At 31.1% G+C, this 25,475-nt stretch carries 27 protein-coding genes, 2 tRNA genes and 3 pseudogenes; 22 read left to right on the forward strand and 10 right to left on the reverse strand.

From position 1 onward, the window contains the following. Positions 1-136: 136 nt before the first annotated feature. On the forward strand, positions 137-1,660 hold the full coding sequence (locus NWE55_RS14805) for an anti-phage protein (RefSeq protein WP_258204361.1): 1,524 nt from the start codon (positions 137-139) through the stop codon (positions 1,658-1,660). 192 nt (positions 1,661-1,852) lie between these two features. On the opposite strand, the gene NWE55_RS14810 is transcribed toward NWE55_RS14805, so the two are convergent. Then, positions 1,853-2,323 (reverse strand): JAB domain-containing protein, encoded by a 471-nt coding sequence (locus tag NWE55_RS14810; RefSeq protein ID WP_258204362.1) that lies wholly within the window; start codon positions 2,321-2,323, stop codon positions 1,853-1,855. A gap of 330 nt (positions 2,324-2,653) precedes the next feature. On the opposite strand from NWE55_RS14810, the gene NWE55_RS14815 reads away from it, so the two are divergent. The 4 genes from NWE55_RS14815 (at position 2,654) to NWE55_RS14830 (ending at position 5,022) form a co-directional block, all read left to right on the forward strand. Continuing rightward, positions 2,654-3,160, forward strand: coding sequence for a hypothetical protein (locus NWE55_RS14815; protein WP_258204363.1), 507 nt, complete (start codon positions 2,654-2,656; stop codon positions 3,158-3,160). Positions 3,161-3,273: 113 nt separating this feature from the next. Next, a complete protein-coding gene (locus tag NWE55_RS14820) occupies positions 3,274-3,573 on the forward strand; it encodes an IS3 family transposase (RefSeq protein WP_010257638.1) in 300 nt (99 codons plus the stop codon). 238 nt (positions 3,574-3,811) lie between these two features. After that, positions 3,812-4,243: an IS200/IS605 family transposase gene (gene tnpA / locus NWE55_RS14825; RefSeq protein WP_155093506.1), complete on the forward strand. Its 432-nt coding sequence runs from the start codon at positions 3,812-3,814 to the stop codon at positions 4,241-4,243. A gap of 41 nt (positions 4,244-4,284) precedes the next feature. After that, complete coding sequence (locus NWE55_RS14830; protein WP_258204364.1) at positions 4,285-5,022, forward strand: IS3 family transposase; 738 nt, start codon at positions 4,285-4,287, stop codon at positions 5,020-5,022. 40 nt (positions 5,023-5,062) lie between these two features. On the opposite strand, the gene NWE55_RS14835 is transcribed toward NWE55_RS14830, so the two are convergent. Beyond that, positions 5,063-5,461 (reverse strand): GNAT family N-acetyltransferase, encoded by a 399-nt coding sequence (locus NWE55_RS14835; RefSeq protein WP_258204365.1) that lies wholly within the window; start codon positions 5,459-5,461, stop codon positions 5,063-5,065. 18 nt (positions 5,462-5,479) lie between these two features. Continuing rightward, positions 5,480-5,878: an XRE family transcriptional regulator gene (locus NWE55_RS14840; protein WP_258204366.1), complete on the reverse strand. Its 399-nt coding sequence runs from the start codon at positions 5,876-5,878 to the stop codon at positions 5,480-5,482. 178 nt (positions 5,879-6,056) lie between these two features. Between NWE55_RS14840 and NWE55_RS14845 the strand changes: the two genes are divergently transcribed. Next, the gene (locus tag NWE55_RS14845; protein ID WP_258204367.1) at positions 6,057-7,652 is read left to right on the forward strand and encodes a hypothetical protein; all 1,596 of its coding nucleotides are present in this window, start codon (positions 6,057-6,059) and stop codon (positions 7,650-7,652) included. Positions 7,653-7,668: 16 nt separating this feature from the next. Here NWE55_RS14845 and NWE55_RS14850 read toward each other — a convergent pair whose 3' ends face one another. Then, positions 7,669-8,142: a hypothetical protein gene (locus NWE55_RS14850; RefSeq protein ID WP_258204368.1), complete on the reverse strand. Its 474-nt coding sequence runs from the start codon at positions 8,140-8,142 to the stop codon at positions 7,669-7,671. A 237-nt stretch (positions 8,143-8,379) separates the two neighbouring features. On the opposite strand from NWE55_RS14850, the gene NWE55_RS14855 reads away from it, so the two are divergent. Both NWE55_RS14855 and NWE55_RS14860 read left to right on the forward strand, forming a co-directional pair. Beyond that, complete coding sequence (locus NWE55_RS14855) at positions 8,380-8,679, forward strand: transposase (RefSeq protein WP_240142878.1); 300 nt, start codon at positions 8,380-8,382, stop codon at positions 8,677-8,679. Positions 8,680-8,684: 5 nt separating this feature from the next. After that, complete coding sequence (locus NWE55_RS14860; RefSeq protein ID WP_258204062.1) at positions 8,685-9,551, forward strand: IS3 family transposase; 867 nt, start codon at positions 8,685-8,687, stop codon at positions 9,549-9,551. Here the strand turns inward: NWE55_RS14860 and NWE55_RS14865 are convergent, their stop codons facing one another. Then, the gene (locus NWE55_RS14865) at positions 9,552-10,883 is read right to left on the reverse strand and encodes a hypothetical protein (protein ID WP_258204369.1); all 1,332 of its coding nucleotides are present in this window, start codon (positions 10,881-10,883) and stop codon (positions 9,552-9,554) included. It abuts the gene before it with no gap. 193 nt (positions 10,884-11,076) lie between these two features. Between NWE55_RS14865 and NWE55_RS14870 the strand changes: the two genes are divergently transcribed. Further along, a complete protein-coding gene (locus NWE55_RS14870; protein WP_258204370.1) occupies positions 11,077-11,331 on the forward strand; it encodes a helix-turn-helix domain-containing protein in 255 nt (84 codons plus the stop codon). Between the two features lie 110 nt (positions 11,332-11,441). Here the strand turns inward: NWE55_RS14870 and NWE55_RS14875 are convergent, their stop codons facing one another. Both NWE55_RS14875 and NWE55_RS14880 read right to left on the reverse strand, forming a co-directional pair. Further along, on the reverse strand, positions 11,442-12,761 hold the full coding sequence (locus NWE55_RS14875; RefSeq protein ID WP_258204371.1) for a site-specific integrase: 1,320 nt from the start codon (positions 12,759-12,761) through the stop codon (positions 11,442-11,444). Positions 12,762-13,033: 272 nt separating this feature from the next. Next, a tRNA-Ser gene (locus NWE55_RS14880) sits at positions 13,034-13,118 on the reverse strand. 404 nt (positions 13,119-13,522) lie between these two features. On the opposite strand from NWE55_RS14880, the gene thrS reads away from it, so the two are divergent. From thrS to NWE55_RS14910, 6 genes are all read left to right on the forward strand, one after another. Beyond that, positions 13,523-15,475 (forward strand): threonine--tRNA ligase, encoded by a 1,953-nt coding sequence (gene thrS / locus NWE55_RS14885; protein ID WP_155093122.1) that lies wholly within the window; start codon positions 13,523-13,525, stop codon positions 15,473-15,475. A gap of 48 nt (positions 15,476-15,523) precedes the next feature. After that, positions 15,524-16,081 (forward strand): translation initiation factor IF-3, encoded by a 558-nt coding sequence (infC, locus tag NWE55_RS14890; RefSeq protein WP_160340004.1) that lies wholly within the window; start codon positions 15,524-15,526, stop codon positions 16,079-16,081. A 64-nt stretch (positions 16,082-16,145) separates the two neighbouring features. Then, positions 16,146-16,343, forward strand: a complete 198-nt coding sequence (gene rpmI, locus NWE55_RS14895) for a 50S ribosomal protein L35 (RefSeq protein WP_155093123.1) — start codon at positions 16,146-16,148, stop codon at positions 16,341-16,343. A 103-nt stretch (positions 16,344-16,446) separates the two neighbouring features. Further along, the gene (rplT, locus tag NWE55_RS14900; RefSeq protein ID WP_155093124.1) at positions 16,447-16,791 is read left to right on the forward strand and encodes a 50S ribosomal protein L20; all 345 of its coding nucleotides are present in this window, start codon (positions 16,447-16,449) and stop codon (positions 16,789-16,791) included. Positions 16,792-17,046: 255 nt separating this feature from the next. Beyond that, positions 17,047-17,131: transfer RNA gene (locus tag NWE55_RS14905), tRNA-Ser, on the forward strand. A gap of 267 nt (positions 17,132-17,398) precedes the next feature. Further along, positions 17,399-18,703, forward strand: a complete 1,305-nt coding sequence (locus NWE55_RS14910) for a site-specific integrase (RefSeq protein ID WP_258204372.1) — start codon at positions 17,399-17,401, stop codon at positions 18,701-18,703. Positions 18,704-18,814: 111 nt separating this feature from the next. Here NWE55_RS14910 and NWE55_RS14915 read toward each other — a convergent pair whose 3' ends face one another. Continuing rightward, positions 18,815-19,069, reverse strand: coding sequence for a helix-turn-helix domain-containing protein (locus tag NWE55_RS14915; RefSeq protein ID WP_155093394.1), 255 nt, complete (start codon positions 19,067-19,069; stop codon positions 18,815-18,817). 215 nt (positions 19,070-19,284) lie between these two features. On the opposite strand from NWE55_RS14915, the gene NWE55_RS14920 reads away from it, so the two are divergent. From NWE55_RS14920 to NWE55_RS14950, 7 genes and pseudogenes are all read left to right on the forward strand, one after another. Continuing rightward, positions 19,285-19,692 (forward strand): helix-turn-helix domain-containing protein, encoded by a 408-nt coding sequence (locus NWE55_RS14920; protein WP_155093393.1) that lies wholly within the window; start codon positions 19,285-19,287, stop codon positions 19,690-19,692. 139 nt (positions 19,693-19,831) lie between these two features. Then, on the forward strand, positions 19,832-20,515 hold the full coding sequence (locus NWE55_RS14925) for a nucleotidyl transferase AbiEii/AbiGii toxin family protein (RefSeq protein WP_025126271.1): 684 nt from the start codon (positions 19,832-19,834) through the stop codon (positions 20,513-20,515). Between the two features lie 39 nt (positions 20,516-20,554). Then, positions 20,555-20,872, forward strand: coding sequence for a DUF6922 domain-containing protein (locus tag NWE55_RS14930; protein WP_006260078.1), 318 nt, complete (start codon positions 20,555-20,557; stop codon positions 20,870-20,872). Positions 20,873-21,134: 262 nt separating this feature from the next. Beyond that, positions 21,135-21,488: an ISAon1 family transposase N-terminal region protein gene (locus NWE55_RS14935; RefSeq protein WP_160339156.1), complete on the forward strand. Its 354-nt coding sequence runs from the start codon at positions 21,135-21,137 to the stop codon at positions 21,486-21,488. A 37-nt stretch (positions 21,489-21,525) separates the two neighbouring features. Further along, on the forward strand, positions 21,526-22,359 hold the full coding sequence (locus tag NWE55_RS14940) for an ISAon1 family transposase (RefSeq protein ID WP_444850891.1): 834 nt from the start codon (positions 21,526-21,528) through the stop codon (positions 22,357-22,359). Positions 22,360-22,436: 77 nt separating this feature from the next. Then, positions 22,437-23,606 (forward strand): IS4 family transposase, encoded by a 1,170-nt coding sequence (locus tag NWE55_RS14945; protein WP_160339887.1) that lies wholly within the window; start codon positions 22,437-22,439, stop codon positions 23,604-23,606. Positions 23,607-23,684: 78 nt separating this feature from the next. Next, positions 23,685-23,795: pseudogene (locus NWE55_RS14950) on the forward strand (transposase); the annotation flags it as partial. A 619-nt stretch (positions 23,796-24,414) separates the two neighbouring features. Here the strand turns inward: NWE55_RS14950 and NWE55_RS14955 are convergent. Both NWE55_RS14955 and NWE55_RS14960 read right to left on the reverse strand, forming a co-directional pair. Beyond that, positions 24,415-24,800 (reverse strand): annotated as a pseudogene (locus tag NWE55_RS14955) (RidA family protein); the annotation flags it as partial. A 90-nt stretch (positions 24,801-24,890) separates the two neighbouring features. Further along, a pseudogene (locus NWE55_RS14960) lies at positions 24,891-25,456 on the reverse strand (Crp/Fnr family transcriptional regulator). Positions 25,457-25,475: the final 19 nt, after the last annotated feature.

Here is a 25,475-nt window from a genome sequence, read left to right on the forward strand (position 1 = left end):
CCAAAATATAAAGTTGATTTTTTTTGTACCTTTTATTTAGGTAAATTAGCGTAACTATTTTATCTAATTTATAAATCCTCGAGTTTAAAAATAGAATAACAGTAAAAAATATTGGCTTTAATATTAAATAATAATCATGACTATAGAGCAATTTATACATAATCTAGGGTTTAATATCAATCCCTTTCAATATTCAAATGCAGATAAAGAAGTTGACCATTTAGATTCATATTTCATAAAGCCTGATTATTTTGAAGATGTTTGGGGAGATCCCTATAATCCTGTATCTAATATCATTTATGCGCCAAGAGGAGGAGGAAAAACGGCTCAAAGGATAATGATAGAGAAAAGGACTAAACTATCAACTGACATTTTAGCTATTACTTACACAAATCATGATTTATCGGAATTTAAGAAAATTGATGAAGTTAATTTACAGTATCATCTCATTTACTTAAACAGGCTTCTCTTACTTTCTTTTTTTAATAGAGTAAATGATGAGAAATTTGATTTTAATTCTATTTTTTCATTTAAAGAACGTCAATATATATACAAATTAGCTAGGATTTATTTATACGATACGCCAGCTTCTTTTCCAAATCAAGCTATTCAATCTCTGAAAACATTAGGTGATTATGCAGTTGACTTATGGAAAGGTTTTAAAGAGCCGATAACAAATATAATTAAACAGATTTCTAAAAATAAAGGATTAGAAATAGACCTCTCAAAGATTGAAGTTGATAAAAAATTAGAAATGAGTCATAAGGACAATACTTTCAATATTGTTGACCTATTAAAAAAATGTAACTATAATTCAATTTATATACTAGTAGATAAAGTTGATGAACAAAACCTAACAGGAAATAATCCTTCTGCAAGCTTTTTATTAATTAAAGATCTTATTAAAGATTTAGAACTATTAGAAACGCCAAATTTAAGTTTTAAGTTTTTTTTGTGGGATGCTTTAAAACCTTATACTGTTGAAGCAGCGCGTCCAGATAGAGTATTTTCATACGATTTGCGTTGGACATGGGGTCAAATCATTGAGATGTTATCTAAAAGAGTTGAGGCGTATAGCCATGGAAAAATTACAAATTTTGAATCACTATTTAATAACAGGAAATCTCTTGGAAGAATAATTTTATTTTCAGAATTATCACCACGAGATTGTATTAGAATTTGTAACAGAATTTTATCTGAACAATTCAAGGAAGACCCCAATTCTTTGATTTTTAGTGAAATAGTTGTAGATAGATCGATTGAACAATTTTGTAAAGAAAAAGCAAGCGAATTAATAATTAATCCTACAAACCTAAAACATTTAACCAAAACCAATCGAGTTTCATTTACTATAGAAGAGCTTGTTGTTTCTAAAGTAGCGTCAGATTCAGCAGCAATAAGAAATATTATAAACCCATGGACTACTGCTGGTTACCTAAAAAAAATTGGCCTTGTGCAACGTAAAAATGCCAAATCTGTTAATGAATATGCTTTCCAAGATATTAGATTAGCTTTTACAGCAACACCTGCTTTAAGTGTCGACGATTTTACAAAAACAAAAGTGAGACGCTGTAAAACAACCACATGTAAAACAATTTACTATCGTGATTTCGATAAGAAAGAATATGAATGTCCAGAGTGTAATACAAAGAATGAATAAAAGTACTCCATAATTTATATTTTATAAACGAATGTTTTTTAAAACAATGATATTAATTAAAGAATGTTGTCATTAAAACTTTTTTGTTGAGAATTGGAATATTTTTTACTTGATATAAAAGAGTTGCATATGGATTTCGCATATGAAGTAATTATTCATATAAGAACTACAGTATCAAAACAACAAAGGCACCTATAAGGTGCCTTCATCTGCAAAAGAGTAGTAACTCTCATTGGTTATAATTAAATGATCTAAAAGCGTAATATCAAGTATCTTACTTGCTTCTTTAATCTTTCTTGTAAGTTGTCTATCAGCATCACTGGGAACTAGTTTTCCAGATGGATGATTATGTACAATCAAAAACGCTGTAGCATTCGCTTTTAATAGAGCTGAGAAGATGATTCTTAAATCTACTATTGTTCCTGTTATTCCTCCTGAGGAAGCTTCTAATACTCCAAGTACTTTGTTGTTGTTTGAAAGCATAAGTACTTTAAACTGTTCTAATAATTCAATCTTATTACTATCCCAAGCCTTTAATGCAACTTGATATGCACTATAAGAAGATGTAATCTGAGGTCTCTGTGAAGCCTTTACTTTTGATTTGTAAATTAATTCTACTTCTGAAGCGATAAGCCAATCTTTGTTTAAAACTATAGTTTCCATAATATTAAATTTTTAAATTAATTATGGAGCCACAATTGGTAATGGCTTAGCGAGCGCAAGAAGCAACGCAATAAAGCGAAGACTTTAGTCAAGCATTTATGGGGGAATTTCTTGCTAGCGAACCGCTAGGCATTTCCTAAATTTGTGCAATTATTAATAAAAATAAAACCCAATAATTATTTATCACTTAGCTCTGATTTTCTATGTCTTAATATATCTGATATTTTCAAATCAGTAATGCTTTTATAGAAGATAATTTACCTTTCCAAGCGAATAGTTTACTGATATAAAGCATGATACTTTTAAAACAAACCTTAAAAGACATGAATTATGAAAAAAGTAAAACTTTCCTTAGAAACCCATATGTGGTATAGAGAACCAATTAAGAACCCTTATTATATGTTGTACTGCTTATTTGATGTAGTGTACCCTCCTGAGTTAAAACTGTATCTATCAGAATTAATGAATCACACTCATAAAAGTGAGATTTATCTACAGAATACCCCACATATAGTTCTCTTAATCTATTCTTTACTGCGTTCGATAATACGCGGTAGTTATAAGATACTAAGCAACTCAAAAAAATACTATTCGATACATCCCATGAACAAATCAGAAGTTTCCAAATTAATGACATTTTTAGGTTCACTATCCCAAGAGGAATATTTAAACCCTTACTTAGTATTTGAGGATGTATTTGCAAAACAATCCGTAATTCAGTTAGAAATTGATTTATTCGAAATAACACAATTTGCACTTGGAGACTTTATAGAACCACCATCAATAGAGGTTAACACCTCTTTTATTAGTATAAATAGACTAATAGAGGCATGTTGACTATTATATCAAAGGAATGAATAATATTTATAAACGAAAAAAGGTAGAATACCCTCTGGACTTCCTAACTTTGACTGGATAGTAAGTTAAGTATAAAAATTTAACTTTGAAATATGAAACAAACAAGAAAGAGTTACGATACGTTATTTAAACGTCAAGCAGTTGAATTAACAAAAGAGAGAAAAAATAAATCAGAATTAGCTAGAGAGTTAGGAATACCAGTTGCTTTGCTTTACAAATGGTGTAAGGAGTTTGAGGATTTTGGAACAGGTAGTTTTCCTGGTAATGGAAAATTAAAGTTAACTCCAGAGCAAGAAAGAATTAGGGATTTAGAAAAGAAATTAGCGGATGTTGAGTTAGAACATGAAATATTAAAAAAAGCAATTGCCATTTTTTCAAAGACCGAAAAGTAACTTATAATTTCATATTAAGCCATGAAAACGAGTTTCCAATTGGGAAAATGTGCAAAGTTTTAGGGGTAAGTTCAAGTAGCTACTACCATTGGAAACGGTCACCAAAGAGCCTACGTGAGCAAAAAAAACAAGAGCTAAAACAAGTTGTCAAAGATGTTTATTGGTCGCAGACTGTAGTTAAAACTATGCACTTTAGTGCATTTAGCTTTCAGCTTCTAAAAATGTTTACCTTTGATATATGGAATATCAACGAACCGGAGGACATAGTGTATCACGTTTAACCGCCCATATAGTATGGGTGACTAAATATCGTTATCCAGTATTGGAAGGAGATATTCAGATACGTTGTCGTAGTCTGATCATTCAGATTTGTGAAGCAGAAGATATTCAAATTTTAAAAGGTGTAGTATCAAAGGATCATGTTCATCTTCATATAGAATATCGACCATCTCAAAACATAAGTAATATTGTCAAACTCTTCAAGGGTCGTACCTCAAGGAAACTCCAAATAGAATTTCCTGAGTTGAAGCACAGATACTGGGGACGTCACTTTTGGGCAATAGGCTTTGGTTGTTGGAGTACAGGAAATATTACTGATGAAATGCTAAATCAATATCTTGAACACCATCGTAAACCAAATGATAACGGAGGTAACTTTATACTTGAGTAAGTAGCTCCACCCAGGCAGACTTTAGTCTGCTTTAACAAACTATGGACTTTCAGTCCATAGTGGTTTATTTTGAATTTAAACAACGTTATGGAAGTCCACGAATCTCTGCGGAATTAAAAGCACGTGGTTACAAAATCTCTGAACCAACAGTTGCTAAATATATGAAAGAGTTAGGATTGCGAAGTAAATTAGCTAAGAAATTTAAAGTAACTACTGACTCCAAACACAACTATTTAGTTGTTGAAAACATTTTAGAACGTAGATTTAAACAAACAGCACCTTGTAAAGCATGGGTGTCAGATATTACCTATATACCTGTAAAAGAAGGGTTTGTTTACCTAACCACTGTGATTGATTTATATGACAGAAAACTTATAGGCTGGAGTATAAGCAAGACGATGAATACAGAAGATACAACTTTAGCTGCTTTTAAAATGGCTCGTAAAAATCGTCCTTTCAAAGCAGGACTAATCTTCCATTCGGATCAAGGAGTACAATATGCTAACAAGAAATTCACTAATGTTTTAGAGGCTTTTAAGGTAACAAGAAGTATGAGTAGAAAAGGTAATTGTTGGGACAATGCAGTAGCAGAGAGTTTTTTTAAGTCCCTGAAAACAGAAATTATTTACGGAAATCTTTTAGTTAATCGCCAGAAAATGGAAAAGAACCTTTTTGAATATATTGAACTTTGGTATAATAAAAAGCGTAGACATTCACATTTAGGATATCTAACGATAGAAGAATTTAATCAATCAATGAATTATAGAAATGCTGCTTAACTAATACTCCGGTTTTTATTTGGATATCCATGTTATCCCATTAGGTTAAATGTAATAACGAAGCTGAAGTTCTTTGTACAAAACCACATTGTCTATAGAAGTTTTCATATTTTTCTTCATAATCTACATGAATCCATTCAATAGAATTAGCTTTACACGCAGATATAGCTTTAACAACTAACTCTTTACCAATACCTTTATTGCGAAAATTGGGATCCACAGAGGTATCAAGGAGAAAGGCATGTTTATTTCCATCCCAAGCTATATTTATAAAGCCTATGATTTCATTACCCCAATGTGCAGTAATATAGCTTAGACTTCTAGATAATACTTGATTGTAATCTATCCACATATGGTCTTTCCATACTTTCCCCATAAAACTATTTAAAGCATTTATGTCCAAAGAAGCATTAATTGTATAAGAAATGTTTTTATCCATTTTTAAGAAAAGAGAATATTATTTTTGAATCAATTTCTCTAAACGAGCCATCATCTCATCTTTCTCTTTAAGCATACGCTCATACAAAGCAATCTTTTCTTCGTGAAGTTGGACAATCTTATCAATTGGATTATTATTTACTATAACCCCTACACAAGAAGCGTTGTCATGAAAAGTATTAGATATAATACTAACTGCTTTTTCTTCATCAAAGTTTTCAATTGCTTCAACAGGTATTTTAAGCACCTTTGAAATCTGTTGTAATAGTGAATTATCAATTACCTCTTTCTGTTCTAAAACAGATATCTTTTTCTGATTCCAATCATCTCCTAAATCAAAAGCAAGAACCTCTTGTTTGATTCCAAGCATTTCTCTAAAACGCTTTACATTTCTTCCTTGATGTATTTTATGTTCCATAATTAATAGCTGAGTTAAGAAGGCTCAAAGATAAAGCCAATGATTTAAAAAGATTGAAAGGTAAAGTTATAAAATTATCTTGTAAAATATCCCATAATGAGAATATTATACTTCTTAGTTGAATAGTTTATTCTATGAGTTCTATTGAATTTTAATCAAATCAAAAAAACTCAAAATTATGAAAACAACTATTTTACCTATCAACGACTTTTTAAGTAATCAGCTTAAAGAAATTATTACAGAGTTTCCTTCTGTATTAGAGATGTACTATTGTAGTAATACTATAGAGATGACTTCCTATTTACTTATACACCTAAATAACAGAAGTGATATTGACATTATTGCCAATCGCAAAGGAATTAAAAAACTATTTAAGAACTACGGTATCATAGTATTGTTATTTGATTATGACTCTTTGAAATACAAATTTAAGCATGGTTATCCATTAATAGAGCTTATCTACCAAGAAGAGCATCTAATTTATCAGCAAGAAGGAATTGATTTTACTAAACTTGCTACAAGAAGTTTCAAAAAATTTAAAAATCAGTACAATATTTATAAAGAGAGATATTTCCAAGATTATGATCTATTAAGTTCAGAGCTTAATAAGTATAAATCTTTAGACGCTATTTCAAGTGTGTTTCTTGTTTACGAGCGTATATTAGAATTACACTTACAATATTTAGAAGAACTATATGTAGGACATATCAGCTCAATCAATAATCTCCATCAACGAATAAAAAAAATCAGCAAGTTTAACCCAGAGATTGAAGGTTTATTTATTAAAAGAAATGAAGAGGAATACTATCTTATAGCTTTAATAGACAGAGTAAAAGAAGCAATCGAAGAGGATAGAGAAGTTTATTACCATGAGTACTTTGAGGCTTTTAATAATGTTGAAAACACTCTTCATAATTTTGTTCAAGAACGTTTTAAGTCTTTAAAATGTTTAATCAAACACCCAACAGTCATTCCTACGATTACAGAGGTGGCTTTAGAGCTAAATAAGCAAGATACTTTTAATGATATCATCATTGAAAGATGCTTAAATCAAAATCAGCGTATAGAAGAAATTTATCTGTACAAGACGTTAATTCTTGGTAGCCAAACTATTTACTATCTTCTTGTCATAGGTGATAAGTTTGCAAACGAACAGATTAAGTATTTGGAATCAAGTTTACAAGATAAGTTTAATAAGCAAACGAACTTTGTTATTATAGCTCATACTAAAATATGGATTCAAACTGAATTATACAGCTCACAAGATTTCTTTGCTGACATCATAAAAAACGAAAACAAGATTTATACATCAAGTAAATACAATGCATCATTACATTGGTTAGTCCCTCACGCATCCTTATATACTGATCTATACTATTATAATTCTGTTACTAATAATACTGCTAAAGAACTACTTAAGAATCTACAAAAACTAAAAAAGGGACAAGAATGTAAGCAAAGTATTCCTTATCTACTATCACTTTATTTTATGTCATTTTGTAGAACATATATATTAGCTCATTTATCGTACTTACCTAATTACTTATCTAGCTTCTCTTTATGGCTACTTTGTATAAATGTGAATACTAACTTGACTAAGTATCAATACTTATTTGATAAATTCGGTAGCAAGTTTTTTTCTTTATTAGATTACTATAGAGTATTACATCAACGACTTATTAATTTCGATACAGAAAAAGCAGAAGTGCTGTTAGAACTAGTTACTCAACTGCAATCAGAATTAAAATTGATTATAAGTATAAGAGAGGTATAGTTCCTCTCTTGTACTTTTATTTATCTATTACATTTAATGAATTTTCTTTTAATATTTTACATGCAAGACTTAAATCATCTTCAATTTTTAAAATCAAAAGTACCATAAGTACTAAGAGTGTACGATAGTCATCCGTTTGAACCTCTTCATCATGGCTATTCGTTGCATGAACATATTTATTCCTTAACCACAAACCATTGCTAAAGCGATTATTTAAATAAAAATCAAAATATTCTTGTTCTGCTGTTGTCAGCAACTTATTAGAATACGTTATCATCCCTTTTTTATGTAATAAAGCTACCTTTTTTCTAATACTTATAGGTAGGTGCCAATAACTGATGACATCATAAGTATCAAAAAGAAAAAGAATATAAAAAAACTCTAAATCAATAATTTCTAAATTACCTTTCTCAGATACTCGAATGTAATTTGAATCAATAAAGTGTTGTAAATATTCATTTTGAGTAGTATTAAAATCGTCTCTAGTCAACGCATAATTTGGGTCTACTAATAGATGAAATAAACTTTGATATTTATCCTTATGCTTCTCATAATTAAATAAATAACTATTCGTACTAAAGAAAATATGAATAAGTTTATTGTATTCTTCTCCTTGTGGATAAATATACTTGTTTTCAAGTATAGATGGAATTGTATTAAACTTTGAGGTTGGACTTGGTAACTTAGCCTGGACATTAAGTTAAGCATAAAAACTTATCTTTGAATTATGAAAAGAATTAGAAAGGCCTACGATGCTGCATTTAAGCAGCAAGCCGTTGAACTGGCTAAGGAAAGAACAAACAAATCAGAATTGGCTCGTGAGCTTGGAATCAGACCTACATTATTGTATAAATGGTGTAAAGAAGCTCAAGAGTTAGGCGATGCTAGTTTTCCAGGCAATGGGAAACAAAAACTTACTCCAGAACAAGCAAGAATTAAAGAGTTAGAGAAGAAGTTAGCAGCTGTCGAATTAGAGCATGAAATATTAAAAAAAGCAATCGGCATTTTCTCAAAGACCGGCAAATGATTTACATGTTCATATTTGATCATGAACATGAATTTCCGATTGGGATTATGTGTAAGGTTTTAGAGGTAAGTAGAAGTGGTTATTATCATTGGAAACGGTCTCCTGTTAATAAAAGACAACAAGCCAAAGCAAATCTAAAACGTGTTATTACAGAAGTTTATCTAGAATTTAAACAGCGTTATGGCAGTCCTCGTCTTACAATAGAACTCAATGCACGAGGATATAAGATATCAAAACCTACCGTTGCTAAGTATATGAAAGAGTTAGGATTACGTAGTAAAGTAGCTCGACGATATAGAATAACCACAGACTCTGAACACAATTATTTAGTGGTTGATAATATTTTAGATAGACAATTTAAACAAACTGAACCAGGGAAAGCCTGGGTGTCTGACATTACTTATATCGCTGTTAAAGAAGGGTTTATTTACCTAACTACAATAATAGATTTATATGATAGAAAGGTTATTGGATGGAGTTTGAGTAAAGATATGTCAACAGAAAACACCACCTTAGCAGCCTTTAAAATGGCTAAAAAGAACAGAGCTTTTGAAGAAGGACTAATTTTCCATTCTGACCAAGGAGTACAATATGCAAACTACAAATTTGCCAACTACCTGAAGTCATTTAAGGTTGTTAGAAGTATGAGTAGAAAAGCAAATTGTTGGGATAATGCCGTAGCGGAAAGCTTCTTTAAATCCTTAAAAGTGGAGATGGTTTATGGAAATTTACAACTAAGTACAAAGAAAATGGAGTCTAAAGTCTTTGAATATATCGAAATGTGGTATAATAAAAGACGCAGACACTCCTACTTAAACTACCAGACAATCAACGAATTTAATCAAATAATAAATAGTAATAAAGCTGCTTAACTAATTGTCCAGATTTCGTTTGGATATCCAGGTTTTAGTACTTACTTGCAAGAGTTCATAATCTACAATATCGTCTTCTACATACAATTTATATTGTTCAAGAATTGATTCAAATTCAGGTACCATTAACCTAATCTTTTCAAGATAAGTTGATGTTGAACTAGGAAGATGTAACTTAAAGTAATTGATATTAAATGTTTGGTTTAAGTAGTTGTTTACGTAATTTTCTATCAAATTTTCAAAGCTAATATTTATTGTATCAAGTGCTATTTTGTAAACTTCAAATGATAGCAAAGAGTTCATTCTTTTTTCATAAAATGAATGAGATAAAAAGTAATCATTTTTAGAATTGATACCTATAGCATACTCAAACGTATCAATTTCACGCTTCCTAGCTAATAGATTTATACCTCCTTGCTTATCTAGCAATTCAAAAACCGTTGTAAAATTCTTAAAAAGAATATTTTTGTCAGTATTTTCTAATAATCTCTTTTTACTATAAGAAATAATTTTTACGTTATTCTTAAATATTACTTTCTTTATTTCTTCTTGATCTTCTGATAGTGAAACACCTTTTCGTATATTGATTGAGTAATCACTATTGCGAATATCATCATTAAGTTTTTTTGAAACTTTTTTGGCTTTAAATCTAGTCTTATCTGATAATTTAAGATGGTCAGATGCTTTACTTGATTCGATTAACCTAACATAATTTAGATTTGCATCTTCAATATCGAGATAATTACATATAAGTGATTCTCGCTTATCTAAAGTCAGTGATTTTGGAAAAAACATTTCTTTTGTCTCTTTATCATGATGTACCTCATAGTAATCTAATAAAATTTCTGCATTCTCTGGACTTTGTAATATATAAGAGCTAATTTCTGAATCAAAATGAGTAACAATATTCTTACAATATAAGACATCTCTCAATGATGTTCTATTGTTTTTTATTAACTCAACTAAATCCTCATTTGAAAACATTTTGTAAACCCCAGTTTTATTTAGTAGAAGCCAGAATGTTGAATAATAATCGAATCTTATCTTATTGTAGAAAGTTGATATTATTTCTGTAGTTAATGATTGAAAGTACAAACTAATTTCTTCTTTGAAATTTTTAGTAAGTTTCTTATAATCAATTATTTCTTCATTAGTCCACGTATCATGAACAAAATCGTTGTCCATATAAAGTATGATATGTTGTTTTTCGAGTAAATCATTAATCGTTGTTTCAGATGATTGATAAGATTTATTTTTGAAGAATTCATCTATTTGATTTAACATTGAATACGATGCCAAATCGTCTTTAGAGAAAAAAATAATTCTACGCATTATGAATAGCTTTATTATAAGTGATCTATATCTTATAAAGATAGTATTTAAAATAGAATATTGCTTTTAAATCATAGCTCTTAGTACAGTTGAATAATTTATTTACTACAGCCAAAGAGTACGTCAATGTTCAAAAGGATATAAACCTTTTAATAACTACTTTACCTTAGTTGTTTAACCTAAAACAATTATCATGGAAAATCAAATTACAAAAAAAGATTTAAGACTGTTTGCTCAAACAATCATTGGAGAGTTAAAAGAATTATTAACTAAACAAAGCAAAGAAACCTCTCTTAATTGGGTAAAGGCTAAAGTAGCAAGACAGTTACTTAGTATCTCACCAGCTTCACTACAAACACTACGCATTAGTGGTAAATTGCAGTATCGCAAAATACTTGGTTCGTATTACTACAATAGAAAAGATATTATGAACCTTTTTAATGAGTAGAAGTTAACTTCTACTCATTAAAAAAGTTGAAAATTGACTCCCTTGAATTCCTTATCTGCAAAACTACAGTTGAATTGTTAGAAAGTGTAGAGAATCCAAGGGAGTTTTTATTATCCATTTAACTGATTAATAAAAGTAGTTAGCTGAGCTAATTTATCAGGATTTAGCTTTTTTAAGCTCTCAAGTAAATCAGTAAAATTATCCGTTTGTTTATTTGCTTTTTCTTCAAGCTTACCTTTTAATATCTGCATTTCGGTCTTGATAGATTCTTCCTCTGTGAGAGCGTATTCCTCAGTCTGTTTAACAGAGTGATGTCCTAACATTTCTTTTACTACGTGAATAGGAACTCCATTACCAAGAGTTACAGTACTTCCAAAAGTTCTTCTTGCTTTATGGGTATTTAATTCGCTTATTTCACACAATGAAGCAATCTCTTTTAAGTACTCATTCATCTTTTGATTAGAGCGAACAGGAAGCACAATATCTTTACCAATACAAGCGGGATGATCTTTATGTTTTTCCATTATCTCAATAGCTTTAGGAAGTAATGGTATAGTGATATTAGCATCTGTCTTTTGTCTGTTAATTCTAATCCATAAATTACCTTCTTCATCTTTTGTAATATCACTTTTCTTTAACTGAAATACATCAATATAAGCAAGACCAGTATAACACTGAAAAACAAAGACATCTCTTACAGTAGCTAATCGTTCATTAGTGAATTCTTTGTTTTCTAAAATAGATAACTCTTCCTTGCTTAATGGCTTTTTATTGAGCTTAGTCTTTTTAGGTTTGTATTGTACAAATGGATTGGAAGGGATAATTCCTTTAGCAACTGCTCGTAGAACAATCTTCTTAAAGTTTGAGATATACTTTATAGCGGTATTGTTAGAACACGCTCTAACGGTCTTTAAATAATGTTCATAGCCAAGTACAAATTCATAATTGAGTTCTCTGAACTCGATATCTTCTTTACAATAGATGTAACGAATATACTCTGCTACATGTGATCTTGCTGTTACATATCTTTCATGTGTTCCAATAGCATATTCTTTAGGCACTAACTTAAAAACTTCATCATTATGCTTTTGGAATTCTTCTAAAACTTTAGCTTTACTTGTTCCTTTACCTTGAATATAATCCATAAGTACAGTAGCAGTAATAGGTTCTTCATTGCTTAAGAGCTCTAATTTGTACTTGGTAATCTTTGATACAGTTGTATCTAATAGGTAGTTCAGCGTTTTAGCATCTTCTTTAGCGCCATTAGCACGACCTGCTTTTTGGTTCCATCTTTTGATATCCCATTTATGACTAAGAGAAGTCTCTTTGCGAATACCATCTACTGTGATTCTAAGGTAAACACCTCTTAAATCACTTTTCTCTCTAGTTGGTTTGAGAAAGAAATTAATTGACAACTGTTTTTCTAACATAATTCAACTGTTTTAAATATTAATAAATGTCGAATTAAAACGTTCCAAAAACACAGTTCAAAACTCTCTGGCACCCTTTGGCGTCTGGGTTTGCTCAGTTGAAAGGTGCACATCGCTTACCTGTTTTTTTGTGCACCGAATCTGTAACTTTTTTTTGAGCATTTTTGAATAAAATGCGATACCCCTAAAAAAGAAAAAACCTATAACTCATTGTGAATCATAGGTTTTGTGCTTTTTTGATGACTTTTGAAAAGTTATCTTTTATAATTTCGCGGAGAAAGAGGGATTCGAACCCCCGGACCTGTTACAGTCAACGGTTTTCAAGACCGCCGCATTCGACCACTCTGCCATTTCTCCAGTCGAACTCTCTTGTTCTGTATTGCGAGTGCAAATATACTGCAAAGTCTGATGTTTACAAGCTTTTTTGAATAAAATTTCAAGCAAAAATGCATAGCGTTTTGTAACTAATTTATTGTTAGCTATTAACAGGCGAAATATTTTTTATTATATTTTATAAAAGAATGAAGTTTTAGTTCACATATCTATTGCAACTAATATTAAAGTGAGATTACTTAGAACTATTGTTAAGAGTTAAAAGATAAACCACAGTTTGTTTTGCATTTACTATGATTTATACCATTGTAGAAAAGTGTATTGAAAAGCAATTGTACTTCTTAGTAAAAAAATCAAGTTAACCTATCATAAATGTTGCGATTCTGTAGTAAAACTAGTATATTTGCGTTTTATTTTTTAAAACTATTATGATAAAAATTACATTACCAGACGGTTCAGTGAAAGAGTTTGCTTCGGGCGTTACTCCTTTCGATGTTGCAAAAAGTATAAGTGAAGGTTTAGCAAGAAATATTATTTCTGCAAGCTTCAATGGTACCACCATCGAAACCACGACACCAATGACCACGGATGGTAGTCTAGTTTTATATTCATGGAATGATGATGAAGGGAAAAAAGCTTTCTGGCACTCTACTTCACACGTAATGGCGCAAGCTTTACAAGATTTATACCCTGGAATCAAATTAACTATAGGTCCAGCTATCGCTAATGGATTCTATTACGATGTGGATTTCATGGATTATAAAGTAACAGATGCTGACTTTAAAAAGATCGAAGATAAAGTTTTAGAAATTGCACGAGCAAAGCACGATTTTAAAATGCGTTCTGCTACTAAGGCTGAGGCTTTGGATTTTTATAAAAAAGAACAAAATCCATATAAAGTTGAGTTAATCGAAAACTTGGCTGATGGTACTATTACATTTTGTGATCACGATAGCTTCACTGACTTATGTCGTGGAGGACATATTCCTAACACTGGAATAATAAAAGCTTTTAAAGTTTTATCTATAGCAGGAGCTTATTGGAGAGGAGATGAGAAGAATAAACAATTAACACGTGTTTATGGTATTTCATTCCCTAAACAAAAAGATTTGACCGAGTATTTAGAACTTTTAGAAGAAGCTAAGAAAAGAGATCACCGTAAATTAGGAAAAGAGTTAGAATTGTTTACATTCTCTCAAAAAGTTGGTCAAGGTCTGCCTTTGTGGTTACCTAAAGGGGCAGCGCTAAGAGAAAGATTAGAGCAGTTTTTGCGAAAAGCACAGAAAAAAGCAGGTTACGAACAAGTTGTAACTCCACATATTGGGCAAAAGGAATTATATGTTACATCTGGACACTATGCAAAATATGGTGCAGATAGTTTTCAACCTATTCACACTCCAGTGGAAGGAGAGGAGTTTTTATTAAAACCGATGAACTGTCCTCATCACTGTGAGATTTATAACTCTAAACCGTGGTCTTATAAAGATTTACCTAAGCGTTTTGCTGAGTTTGGAACAGTATATCGCTACGAACAATCAGGAGAATTGCATGGGTTAACTCGAGTAAGAGGATTTACACAAGATGATGCTCATATTTTCTGTACACCAGAGCAATTAGACGAAGAATTCAAAAAAGTAATTGATTTGGTACTTTATGTATTTGGATCATTAGGTTTTGAAAACTTTACAGCTCAAGTATCTGTTCGCGATTTAGACAATCCAGATAAGTACATTGGAAGTGTTGAGAATTGGGAGAAAGCAGAGCAAGCTATTATTAATGCGGCTAAAGATAAAGGTCTAAATTACGTTATTGAAAGTGGAGAAGCTGCTTTCTATGGTCCGAAGTTAGACTTTATGGTTAAAGATGCCCTTGGAAGAAGTTGGCAGTTAGGAACAATTCAGGTAGATTACAACCTACCAGAACGTTTTGAGCTTAGTTATAAAGGATCAGACAATGAGTTGCATCGTCCGATTATGATCCACAGAGCGCCATTTGGATCAATGGAGCGTTTTATCGCTATTTTGTTAGAGCATACAGGGGGTAAATTCCCACTTTGGTTAATGCCAGAGCAAGCTATAATTCTGTCTTTGAGTGAGAAATACGAAAAATATGCAGAAAAAGTTTTAAATTTGCTAGAAAATAACGAAATTCGCGCGCTGGTAGATAATCGTAACGAGACTATCGGTAAGAAAATTCGAGAAGCAGAGGTTCAAAAATTTCCTTATATGTTAATTGTAGGTGAGGACGAGGAAAAAAATGGAACAATTTCTGTAAGAAAACACGGAGATTCTGGTAAGAGTAATCAAACGATGAAGATTGAAGAATTTGCCGCGATGATTCAAGAAGAAGTGAATAACTCTGTAAAACAATTCGGAGAATAAAAATATTAATGTATAACGCTTGGTAAACAAGCAAAAACTTTTAGAGCCATAGCAGTAAGACAAAACAGAGGTTTTAAACCTCGCGAAGAAAAAAAAGATGCGCATAGAATTAACAATGCCATCCGTGTTCCGGAAGTTCGACTTGTGGGAGACAATGTTGAAATGGGTGTATTTAAATTAGCAGAAGCATTGCGTATTGCTGAAGAACAAGAATTGGATTTAGTGGAGATTTCTCCTAATGCTGAACCTCCTGTTTGTAAAGTAATCGACTATAAGAAGTTTCTTTATGAACAAAAGAAACGCGATAAAATGCTTAAAGCTAAATCTACTCAGATCACTGTAAAAGAGATTCGCTTTGGTCCTCAAACAGATGAACACGATTACGAGTTCAAAAAGAAAAATGCTGAGAAGTTCTTAAAAGAAGGATCTAAATTAAAGGCATTTGTTTTCTTTAAAGGTCGTTCGATCATCTATAAAGATCAAGGTCAAATCTTATTATTAAGACTTGCACAAGATCTTGAAGAATTCGGAAAAGTAGAATCAATGCCAGTTTTAGAGGGTAAACGTATGACTATGTTTATTGCTCCTAAGAAGAAGAAAGCATAATTCTGTTTAAGAATATATTAAGTAAAAAATAGTAAGTAAGATAATCATTAATACCTAGGAAATAATGCCTAAAATGAAAACTAAATCTAGCGCTAAGAAACGTTTCAAGTTAACTGGCTCTGGAAAAATCAAAAGAAAACACGCTTTCAAAAGTCACATTTTGACTAAAAAATCTAAAAAGCGTAAATTAGCTTTAACTCACTCTGGATTAGTAGCTAAAGCAGATACTCATAGTATCAAAGATCAATTAAGATTAATCTAATCTTAGTTGCGGTTAAAATAATTTAATAACCCTGGAGTGGAGCAAATTAAGATTTAGAAGTACTTGAAAAATAGTCGCACACTACAAAAATACATTTACAAAAATGGCAAGATCAGTAAACTCAGTAGCTTCAAGAGCAAGAAGAAAAAGAATTTTGAAGCAAGCCAAAGGATTCTTTGGAAGACGTAAAAACGTTTGGACAGTAGCTAAAAACGCGGTAGAAAAAGCAATGGTATATGCTTACCGTGATAGAAAACAAAAGAAAAGAAACTTCCGTTCTTTATGGATTATGCGTATTAACGCTGGTGCAAGATTACACGGAATGAGCTATTCTCAATTCATGGGTAAAATTAAAGCTAACAATATCGAATTGAACCGTAAAGTTCTTGCAGATTTAGCTATGAATCACCCTGAAGCTTTCGCAGCTATCGTAAATAAAGTAAAATAATAAACGTTTGTCAAATCTGATTTATCTTACTTAATATAAATAAAAGCCTCACTATTTGTGGGGCTTTTTTTATTTAATACTTATTTGTCTTTTGCATTGCAATTGGTAAAGAAATTTTATTTAGAAAGAGTATATTGGATATCAATTAGTTGTCTTTTGAACGCCATTTTTTTTTAAAAAATGTGTTCAAATGTTTGGTAATCCCAGTAAACACGCTATATTTGCACTCGCAATACAGAACAAGAGAGTTCGACTGGAGAAATGGCAGAGTGGTCGAATGCGGCGGTCTTGAAAACCGTTGACTGTAACAGGTCCGGGGGTTCGAATCCCTCTTTCTCCGCTGATTTATAAAAGATAACTTTTCAAAAGTCATCAAAAAAGTACAAAAACCTATGATTCACAATGAGTTATAGGTTTTTTCTTTTTTAGGGGTATCGCATTCTTTTTAAAAGTGCACCTAAAAATATTCGGGATTCGGTGCACAAAAAAATATCTAAGAGATGTGCACCTTTCAACTTGGCAAACCTTGACGCCAAAGGGAACCAGAGAGTTTTACACTGTGTTTTTGGAACGTTTTAATTCGACATTTATTAATATTTAAAAACAGTTGTCAATTAATTTCTTTCTCAAACCAAGTAGGAAGAAAAGTGATTTAAGAGGTGTTTACCTTCGAATCACAGTAGATGGTATTCGCAAAGAGACTTCACTTAGTCATAAATGGGATATCAAAAGATGGAACCAAAAAGCAGGTCGTGCTAATGGCGCTAAAGAAGACGCTAAAACCTTAAACTACCTATTAGATACAATTGTATCTAAAATTACTAAGCACAAATTAGAGCTATTAAGTAATGAACTACCTATTACTGCTTCAATTCTTATGGATCATATACAAGGTAAAGGAACTAGTAGGGTTAAAGTTTTAGAAGAATTCCAAAAGCACAATGATGAAGTTTTTAAACTTGTACCTAAAGAGTATGCTATTGGAACTCATGAAAGATATGTAACAGCAAGATCACATGTTGGAGAATATATCCGTTATGTATATGGTAAAGAAGACATAGAGTTTAGAGAACTTAATTATAAGTTTGTAATTGGCTATGAACACTATTTAAAAACTGTTAGAGCGTGTTCTAACAATACCGCTATAAAGTATATATCAAACTTCAAGAAGATTGTTTTACGGGCTGTTGCGAAGGGAATAATATCTTCTAATCCTTTTGTACAATACAAACCTAAAAAGACGAAGCTCAATAAGAAACCATTAAGCAAACAAGAGCTATCTATTTTAGAGAACAAAGAGTTTCAAAATGATAGAGTAAGTACTGTAAGAGATGTATTTGTATTTCAGTGTTATACTGGTCTTGCTTATATCAATGTGTTTCAACTAAAGAAAAGCGATATTACTAAAGATGAGGAGGGCAATCTGTGGATTAGAACCAACAGACAAAAAACAGATGCGAATATAACTATCCCTCTACTTCCAAAAGCAATAGAGATAATGGAAAAGTATAAAAATCATCCTGATTGTATTGGTAAAGATATCGTTCTTCCAGTTCGTTCTAATCAAAAGATGAATGAGTACTTAAAAGAAATTGCTTCACTATGTGAGATAAGTGAGTTAAACACCCATAAAGCTAGAAGAACTTTTGGAAGTACTGTAACTCTTGGTAATGGCGTACCTATTCACGTAGTCAAAGAAATGTTAGGACATCACTCTGTTAAACAAACAGAGGAATACGCTCTAACAGAAGAAGAGTCTATTAAAACTGAAATGCAGATATTAAAAGATAAGCTTGACGGAAAAGCAAATAAACAAACTGATAATTACACAGATTTACTAGAGAATTTAAAAAGCCTAACCCCTGATAAATTAACCCAACTAACTAATTTTATTAATCAATTAAATGGATAATAAAAACTCCCTTAAATTCTCTACACTTTCTAACAATTCAACTGTTGTATTTGCAAGCAAGGAATTTAAAGGAGTCAATTTTCAACCTATTTAGTAAGTAGAAGCTATCTTCTACTTACTAAATAGGTTCTCTATCTCTTTTCTGTTGTAGTAATACGAACCAAGTATTTTGCGATACTGCAATTTACCATTGATTCTAAGAGTTTGTAGCGAGGCTGGTGAGATACTTAGTAATTGTCTTGCTACTTTAGCCTTTACCCAATCAAGAGAAGTTTCTTTGTTTTGCTTGACTAATAGATCTTTTAACTCTCCAATGATTGTTTGAGCAAACAATCTTAAATCGTCTTTTGTAATTTGACTTTCCATGATAGTTATTTTTTTGGTTAAACAACTAAACTACAATCAAAACAGATGATACTCTGTTTTTGGCAGTTTCAAGGTCTATTTTGCTATGAATTTCCTATTAAACAACTATAATATTCTCATATTGGGATATCTTACCGATTATTTTATAACTTTACAATTCAATCTTTTTAAATCATTGGCTTTATCTTTGAGCCTTCTTAACTCAGCTATTAATTATGGAACATAAAATACACCAAGGAAGAAATGTAAAGCGTTTTAGAGAAATGCTTGGAATCAAACAAGAGGTTCTTGCTTTTGATTTAGGAGATGATTGGAATCAAAAGAAGATATCTCTACTTGAACAGAAAGAGGTCATTGATAATACTTTATTACAACAGATCTCTAAGGTGCTAAAAATACCTGTAGAAGCAATTGAGAACTTTGATGAAGAGCAAGCGATTAATATAATATCAAGTACATTTCATGGTACACAAGGTTTGATAAATTATAGTCCAGTTTTTAATAACAACCCTATTGATAAAATTGTTCAACTTCATGAAGAAAAGATTGCTTTGTATGAGCGTATGCTTAAAGAGAAAGACGAAATGATGACTCGTTTAGAGAAGTTGATTCAAACGAAGTAAATAGATTATTAATAAATATATGAAAGTTTAACCTATGGTTAGGCTTTTTTTTGTGACTTATAAAGACAAATAGAACCTCATTAAGCCAATACATAATATAGGAGGTTTTCAGGAATACTTTTCTGAAAATTTTTTAATTATGTTATATAAACAAACCGTTATTAATGAGCTTTGGGAATTACTTCAAAGACTTATGAAAGATGAAAAGTTACAAGATTTTATTCTTGTAGGAGGAACAGCATTAAGCCTGCAAATAGGTCATCGAATTAGTATTGATATAGACCTATTTTCGACCAAAGATTTTGATTATAAATCGATATCACAACATTTAAAGCAAAAACTTAATGCCAATGTAAAGGAAATGTTTAATAATACTATTTTAATGGATATCAATCGAGTTAAAGTAGATATTATTGCACATAAATATCCTTTACAAAAAGAAGTATTGCATATAGACAATGTACGATTAGCTTCTTTAGAAGATATTGGAGCAATGAAACTTCATGCTATTTTTCAAAGCGGAACACGTATCAAAGACTTTGTTGATATGTATTTTCTTTTAGAGCACAATCCTTTGCAAACCTATTTAGATGCTTATAAAAACAAGTATAATGGTAATACAGCATTAGCATCCTATGCATTAACTTTTTATGAGAATATCTATCGAGATTTTGAGGTTACCTTGATGCATGGAAAAGAAAGTAATTGGGATAGAATGAAAGAACGTTTAGAAAAAGCTGTTGCAAATCCCTCTTTTAAATTCGATTTAGAACCCGATAAAAAAATAGACCAACATGTTAGAAAAAGAGGAATACGCAGATAAATAGTTGCTTAACCTCCATTAAATCACTATATTTATAATATGAAAAAAGAACAAAAACTAACTGATATTTCAACTTTAGGAACTCAATTATTTTGGGATACTGACATTAATAAGCTTGATTATCAGAAAGCATACATTCCCATTATAGTACGTGTAATTGAACGTGGCGATCAGAGTGAAATAGATGAAATTGTTCGGCTGTATAGCAAAGAAAAAGTGCTTCTTACAATATGTAAGGAGATTAAGTTCTTACCTAATTACGCTATTGAAAGAGCAATTAGATTTTTTCCAGAACTTAGAAAAGAAGATATGCTTTGTTATCAAAACAGAAAAGATAAATCCTATCATTGGATATAAGAAAAAGCTAGAGTACATGTAATTTTGTACTCTAGCTTTTTTGCTTTATATATTCTGGTAATTAATACTTTTTCTCTTTACCCATTTTGCGACCTTGGGGAGAAAAACGAGTGGTCTTTGGTACTGAAAAATTTCCAATTTGTAAGGACAAAGACACATCTCGATAATTTAAACGTCATTTCGTTGTGGATAAGAACGGATCAATCTCAAAAGTTGTGTGTGAATTAAAAACTACAGATCTTTGTAATAATAAATAATAACCGTGGAAAACTATATTGAGTTTGTAAAAATGATTTTACCTGAGTTTTTAGTAGAACATTTTGATTTAGTAAAAACGATAAAACAAGGTGAAACAATGCACCTATATTTTGAAGAATTTAATAGAGTCCCAGATGAAGCAAAAGACCGTATTCTTATAGGTCATGGATTTCATAATGAAACCACAATACAAGATTTTCCTTTACGAGGAAATAGTGTTTATCTTCATGTCAAGCGTCGTCGTTGGTTAGATAAAACTACTCGCGAATTAGTACAGAGAGATTGGAATCTAGTAGCAAAAGGCACTCGTTTAACTGATGAGTTTGCCTCTTTTTTAAAAGAAATTAATAGATACTAAGGCAAGTGATTGCCATACAATAGGAGGTTTCTTTAATATTGATGGTAAAAAATTACAACGCCAATACAAAGATTCACTAAGTGATTTTCAAGCTTGGGAACATAAAGAACACGCTAAAGACTATCTTCTTTTTCCTGAAAACATAGGTCCTAAACTATCAATAGACGAAACAGCTTTGTCAAAAGGTGAGCTCTATACAATTATTACAAACAAATATAGTAGAGGAAAGCAAGGAAGTATAGTAGCAATTTTTTCTGGCACTAAAGTAGAGCCTATTATAGAGAAGCTTCTTACAATCTCCTCTAAGACAAGATCTAAAGTTAAGGAGATAACACTTGATATGGCAAATTCTATGAAAAAAATTGTTACGAAGTGCTTTGTTAATGCGACACAAGTAACAGATCGTTTTCATGTACAGAAACTAGTAAATGAAGCATTACAAGATATTAGAATACAAGAACGTTGGAATGCTTCAGATATTGAAAACAACTTAATCCTACAAGCTAAAAAAGAAGGTAAACAATTTATTCCAATAGAATTTGATAATGGAGATACAGCTAAGCAACTACTTATAAGAAGTAGATATCTACTAACTATGGATCCAAGTAAATGGACTACTAATCAAATGCAAAGAGCAGATATATTATTTAATCAATATCCTTTGATTAAACAAGCTTATAATGTAGCGCAAAACTTAAGAATAATATATAACACAACCACAGTAAAAGAAGTAGCTTATACTAAACTGGCTCATTGGTACAATGATGTTATGAAGATTAATTTAAAACAATTCGGCACTGTTATCAATACAATGCAAATCAATTATAAAACAATTCTTAACTATTTTGACAATAACGTCCTAAACGTTTAAAAAAAAGGTACAAAAAAAGAGAGTAAATTAAGGATCTCAAATTATCTTTGAGTTGCACACCAAAAAACACTCTCTCTATGACAAATGTAACTTTATTTTCTCAAATAATCCAAAAACTAGATCGTTCAAAGTTTAAGAAAATAGTAAAGGAAAGGCAAACAGATAAACACAACAAGGGTTTTGATAGTTGGAGTCATTTAGTATCTATGCTATTTTGCCATTTTGCCCGTAGTAAATCTGTTCGTGATATTAGTAATGGCCTTCGCTCTGCTACTGGAAACTTAAATCATTTAGGTTTAACTATAGCCCCATCTAAATCATCAATCAGTTATCAGAATAAAAAAAGATCCCATGAGCTCTTTAAAGAGTACTATTTTACTTTGCTCGAAAGTTTAGGACAGCATCCCAAGTTTAAGCAGGTGAAGTTCCGAATCAAGTCAAAAATCCTGTTATTAGACTCCACAACCATATCTCTGTGTTTGAGCATCTTTGATTGGGCAAAATACAAGACCAATAAAGGTGCTGTTAAAATGCATACACTCCTTGATTTTGATGGGAATTTACCAGCCTATATTAATATTACAAATGGTAAAACGGCTGATAATAAAGGAGCTTATGATATCCCATTACTCAAAGGCAGTGTTATAGTTGCTGATCGATTCTACAATGATTTTAGCCTTTTAAATGTTTGGGACAGCAAACAAGTATTCTTTGTGATTAGACATAAAGACAATTTGAAATTTGAAACTATTAAGGAATTAGAGCTTCCAGAGAACAGACATCAAAACATCTTAAAAGATGAGTTAATTAGCTTAACTAATACAAGGTCAAAGCAGATATATCCGAAAAAATTAAGGCGTGTAGCAGTGTGGGATGAGCAAAATAATCAGGTCATTGAACTCATTACCAATCAATTTAATTGGACTGCAAATACTATAAGTGAATTGTATAAAAGTAGATGGATGGTAGAAATATTCTTTAGAGATTTAAAGCAGTTACTGCATATCAAATCTTTTATAGGAACATCTGAAAACGCTGTGATGATACAAATTTGGACGGCGTTAATTACCATTTTAATACTAAAAGCATTGCGAGCACAGTCTAAATTCAAGTGGCATTTATCCAATTTAGTCGCTTTTATAAGATTAAATCTCTTTGTGAAGATTCAGCTGAAATTATGGCTCGATAATCCGCTAAATGAAGTAGAAAAACCACCTCCTAAATTACAACAGGGGGTTCTGTTTTAAAAATCATCATATATATACTCGTATCCTACTAAAGTGGGAGGATATTCTATGTACTAAATTTATTTAGGACGCTATTGCTATTTTGATAATAGAAGTACCAATGCCTCTGCTGAATCTTTTAATGCAAAAATTAAAGCATTCAGAGCTCAGTTTAGAGGTGTAAGAGATATTGATTTCTTTTTATACTGATTGACTAAGCTTTATGCCTAAACACAACTTTTGAGATTGATCCATAAGAACTTCGTTTATAAATTAACCAACAAGCATCAAGTAACTTATATAAATAAATAGATAGGAGGAATTTGGTAGTGTACTTCAAAAATTTGCTTTTCTTTCTTGCAGAGGGCTGGAAAACTACTCTGAAGTCGCAAGTTTTTGATTGAAATGGTAGGTAGACTCAAAATATTGAGGGGTTTACGGATTTCTTCATATTGTATTAAAAAACTTTATTATTTTTACATGAGAAACTTTATTATTTAAAAATAATGAATTATATATTTAGCACTAATTCTACTGATCGTGTGTTGTGAGTAGAAAAAGTAGCCTTTATATTTGAACTAAAGTTACCTAAACTATATGATAAATGTAAAATCTCGTGTGTAATTTCTCACGAGGTAATGCATTTATTGATGCTTTTCAAAAAACAAGTATAGATGGTATATATGCTTGTGGTGATAATACCAGCGTATCGGCCGCAGTAGCGAATAGATCTTTGGCTGGGGCAACCATAGTTAAAGAACTTACTGAAGAGTTGTTCTGAAAAGATAAAGAGGGATTTTTTTTGAGATACCCTCTTTGTTAAAAAATATTTTACAACTGTAGCTTTAATTTCTACTGTTAGATTTTCAAATAATCCTTTTACATTAAGTACTGTTGTTGCTTGCTTGATTTTATGCTTAACAAGACATTCTTGTAAAATAGAAAAATGTTACATCAGTTCAGTGGTATAAATTGTATAGATATTTAATTTAACAATAACTTTAAGGGGATAATCTGCTGTTTTTATTACCTCTTCTAAGTTCTTAATAAAGAGTAGAAGCTGAGTTTTCATATCAGCATTACTTGAAATTCCATTAGCGTTGATGGCTACTTGACCAGAGCAGCATAAAGTACTTTGAACATTTTAATTTCTATTGCTTGAGCGTAGTTACGCTCAGATTGCCATTGCCAAGGGTTAATAGCTGTTTTAATCATTTTGCTTTCTTATTTAAGTTAAATAGCAAATTTGCTATTAAATGCTTAAATCAACAGTTGACCTATATCAGAAATAAAAAGTGAGGTAGATCACTTTAAATCTAATCGGCTTAGTGTTTCTCTAGAAACTCCAAGATAAGCAGCTAATAGAGATTTTGGAACGCGCTGCATAATACCAGGAAAGCGTTCTTGAAGTTCAAAGAATCGCTCTGTAATATTGTTTTCATCATGGATAAAATACGCTGCTGCCCTTCAATAAATCCCTTGTGCGTTTTATCTAAAAAGAATTCATTTATCATAGGAAGTTCTTTTCTTAGTCTATTATATCCTTCTAAATCCAAAGCATAGACCTGCGTATCTTCAATACAATCTAAACTTATACTTGCTAGATATTGGCTGTAGAATGCTTTTTGATCCGTTTCCCACTAGCCTTCCATTGCAAAGTCTACAATATGCTCTTTGGCATTATTGTCAGTATAAATAAGTTTTAATAGACCTGTATCAATAAAGAACAGATAGGGGGCAGGTTCTCCTTCTTGAATTAAAAATTGATGTCTTTTATATTTTTTAAACACAAAACAAGACAAGACAAAATCAAACTGCTTGTCTGTTATAAAGATTACTTGTTCTATTGGTTTCTTAAGAGTATTATTTATGTGATTTACTTTAGGTAAA

This window comes from Myroides albus, from assembly GCF_024722315.1.
Taxonomy (GTDB): domain Bacteria; phylum Bacteroidota; class Bacteroidia; order Flavobacteriales; family Flavobacteriaceae; genus Flavobacterium; species Flavobacterium album_A.

Coding starts and splice junctions, on each gene's coding strand:
- NWE55_RS14835 (WP_258204365.1), bottom strand. CDS start 5,461: ATGGATAAAAACATTTCTTATACAATTAATGCTTCTTTGGACATAAAT.
- NWE55_RS14860 (WP_258204062.1), top strand. CDS start 8,685: ATGTTCATATTTGATCATGAACATGAATTTCCGATTGGGATTATGTGT.
- NWE55_RS14840 (WP_258204366.1), bottom strand. CDS start 5,878: ATGGAACATAAAATACATCAAGGAAGAAATGTAAAGCGTTTTAGAGAA.
- NWE55_RS14820 (WP_010257638.1), top strand. CDS start 3,274: ATGAAACAAACAAGAAAGAGTTACGATACGTTATTTAAACGTCAAGCA.
- NWE55_RS14875 (WP_258204371.1), bottom strand. CDS start 12,761: ATGTTAGAAAAACAGTTGTCAATTAATTTCTTTCTCAAACCAACTAGA.
- NWE55_RS14865 (WP_258204369.1), bottom strand. CDS start 10,883: ATGCGTAGAATTATTTTTTTCTCTAAAGACGATTTGGCATCGTATTCA.
- NWE55_RS14925 (WP_025126271.1), top strand. CDS start 19,832: ATGTTATATAAACAAACCGTTATTAATGAGCTTTGGGAATTACTTCAA.
- rpmI (WP_155093123.1), top strand. CDS start 16,146: ATGCCTAAAATGAAAACTAAATCTAGCGCTAAGAAACGTTTCAAGTTA.
- NWE55_RS14805 (WP_258204361.1), top strand. CDS start 137: ATGACTATAGAGCAATTTATACATAATCTAGGGTTTAATATCAATCCC.
- tnpA (WP_155093506.1), top strand. CDS start 3,812: ATGGAATATCAACGAACCGGAGGACATAGTGTATCACGTTTAACCGCC.
- NWE55_RS14915 (WP_155093394.1), bottom strand. CDS start 19,069: ATGGAAAGTCAAATTACAAAAGACGATTTAAGATTGTTTGCTCAAACA.
- NWE55_RS14815 (WP_258204363.1), top strand. CDS start 2,654: ATGAAAAAAGTAAAACTTTCCTTAGAAACCCATATGTGGTATAGAGAA.
- thrS (WP_155093122.1), top strand. CDS start 13,523: ATGATAAAAATTACATTACCAGACGGTTCAGTGAAAGAGTTTGCTTCG.
- NWE55_RS14830 (WP_258204364.1), top strand. CDS start 4,285: ATGGACTTTCAGTCCATAGTGGTTTATTTTGAATTTAAACAACGTTAT.
- NWE55_RS14870 (WP_258204370.1), top strand. CDS start 11,077: ATGGAAAATCAAATTACAAAAAAAGATTTAAGACTGTTTGCTCAAACA.
- NWE55_RS14930 (WP_006260078.1), top strand. CDS start 20,555: ATGAAAAAAGAACAAAAACTAACTGATATTTCAACTTTAGGAACTCAA.
- NWE55_RS14920 (WP_155093393.1), top strand. CDS start 19,285: ATGGAACATAAAATACACCAAGGAAGAAATGTAAAGCGTTTTAGAGAA.
- NWE55_RS14855 (WP_240142878.1), top strand. CDS start 8,380: ATGAAAAGAATTAGAAAGGCCTACGATGCTGCATTTAAGCAGCAAGCC.
- NWE55_RS14845 (WP_258204367.1), top strand. CDS start 6,057: ATGAAAACAACTATTTTACCTATCAACGACTTTTTAAGTAATCAGCTT.
- NWE55_RS14810 (WP_258204362.1), bottom strand. CDS start 2,323: ATGGAAACTATAGTTTTAAACAAAGATTGGCTTATCGCTTCAGAAGTA.
- rplT (WP_155093124.1), top strand. CDS start 16,447: ATGGCAAGATCAGTAAACTCAGTAGCTTCAAGAGCAAGAAGAAAAAGA.
- NWE55_RS14945 (WP_160339887.1), top strand. CDS start 22,437: ATGACAAATGTAACTTTATTTTCTCAAATAATCCAAAAACTAGATCGT.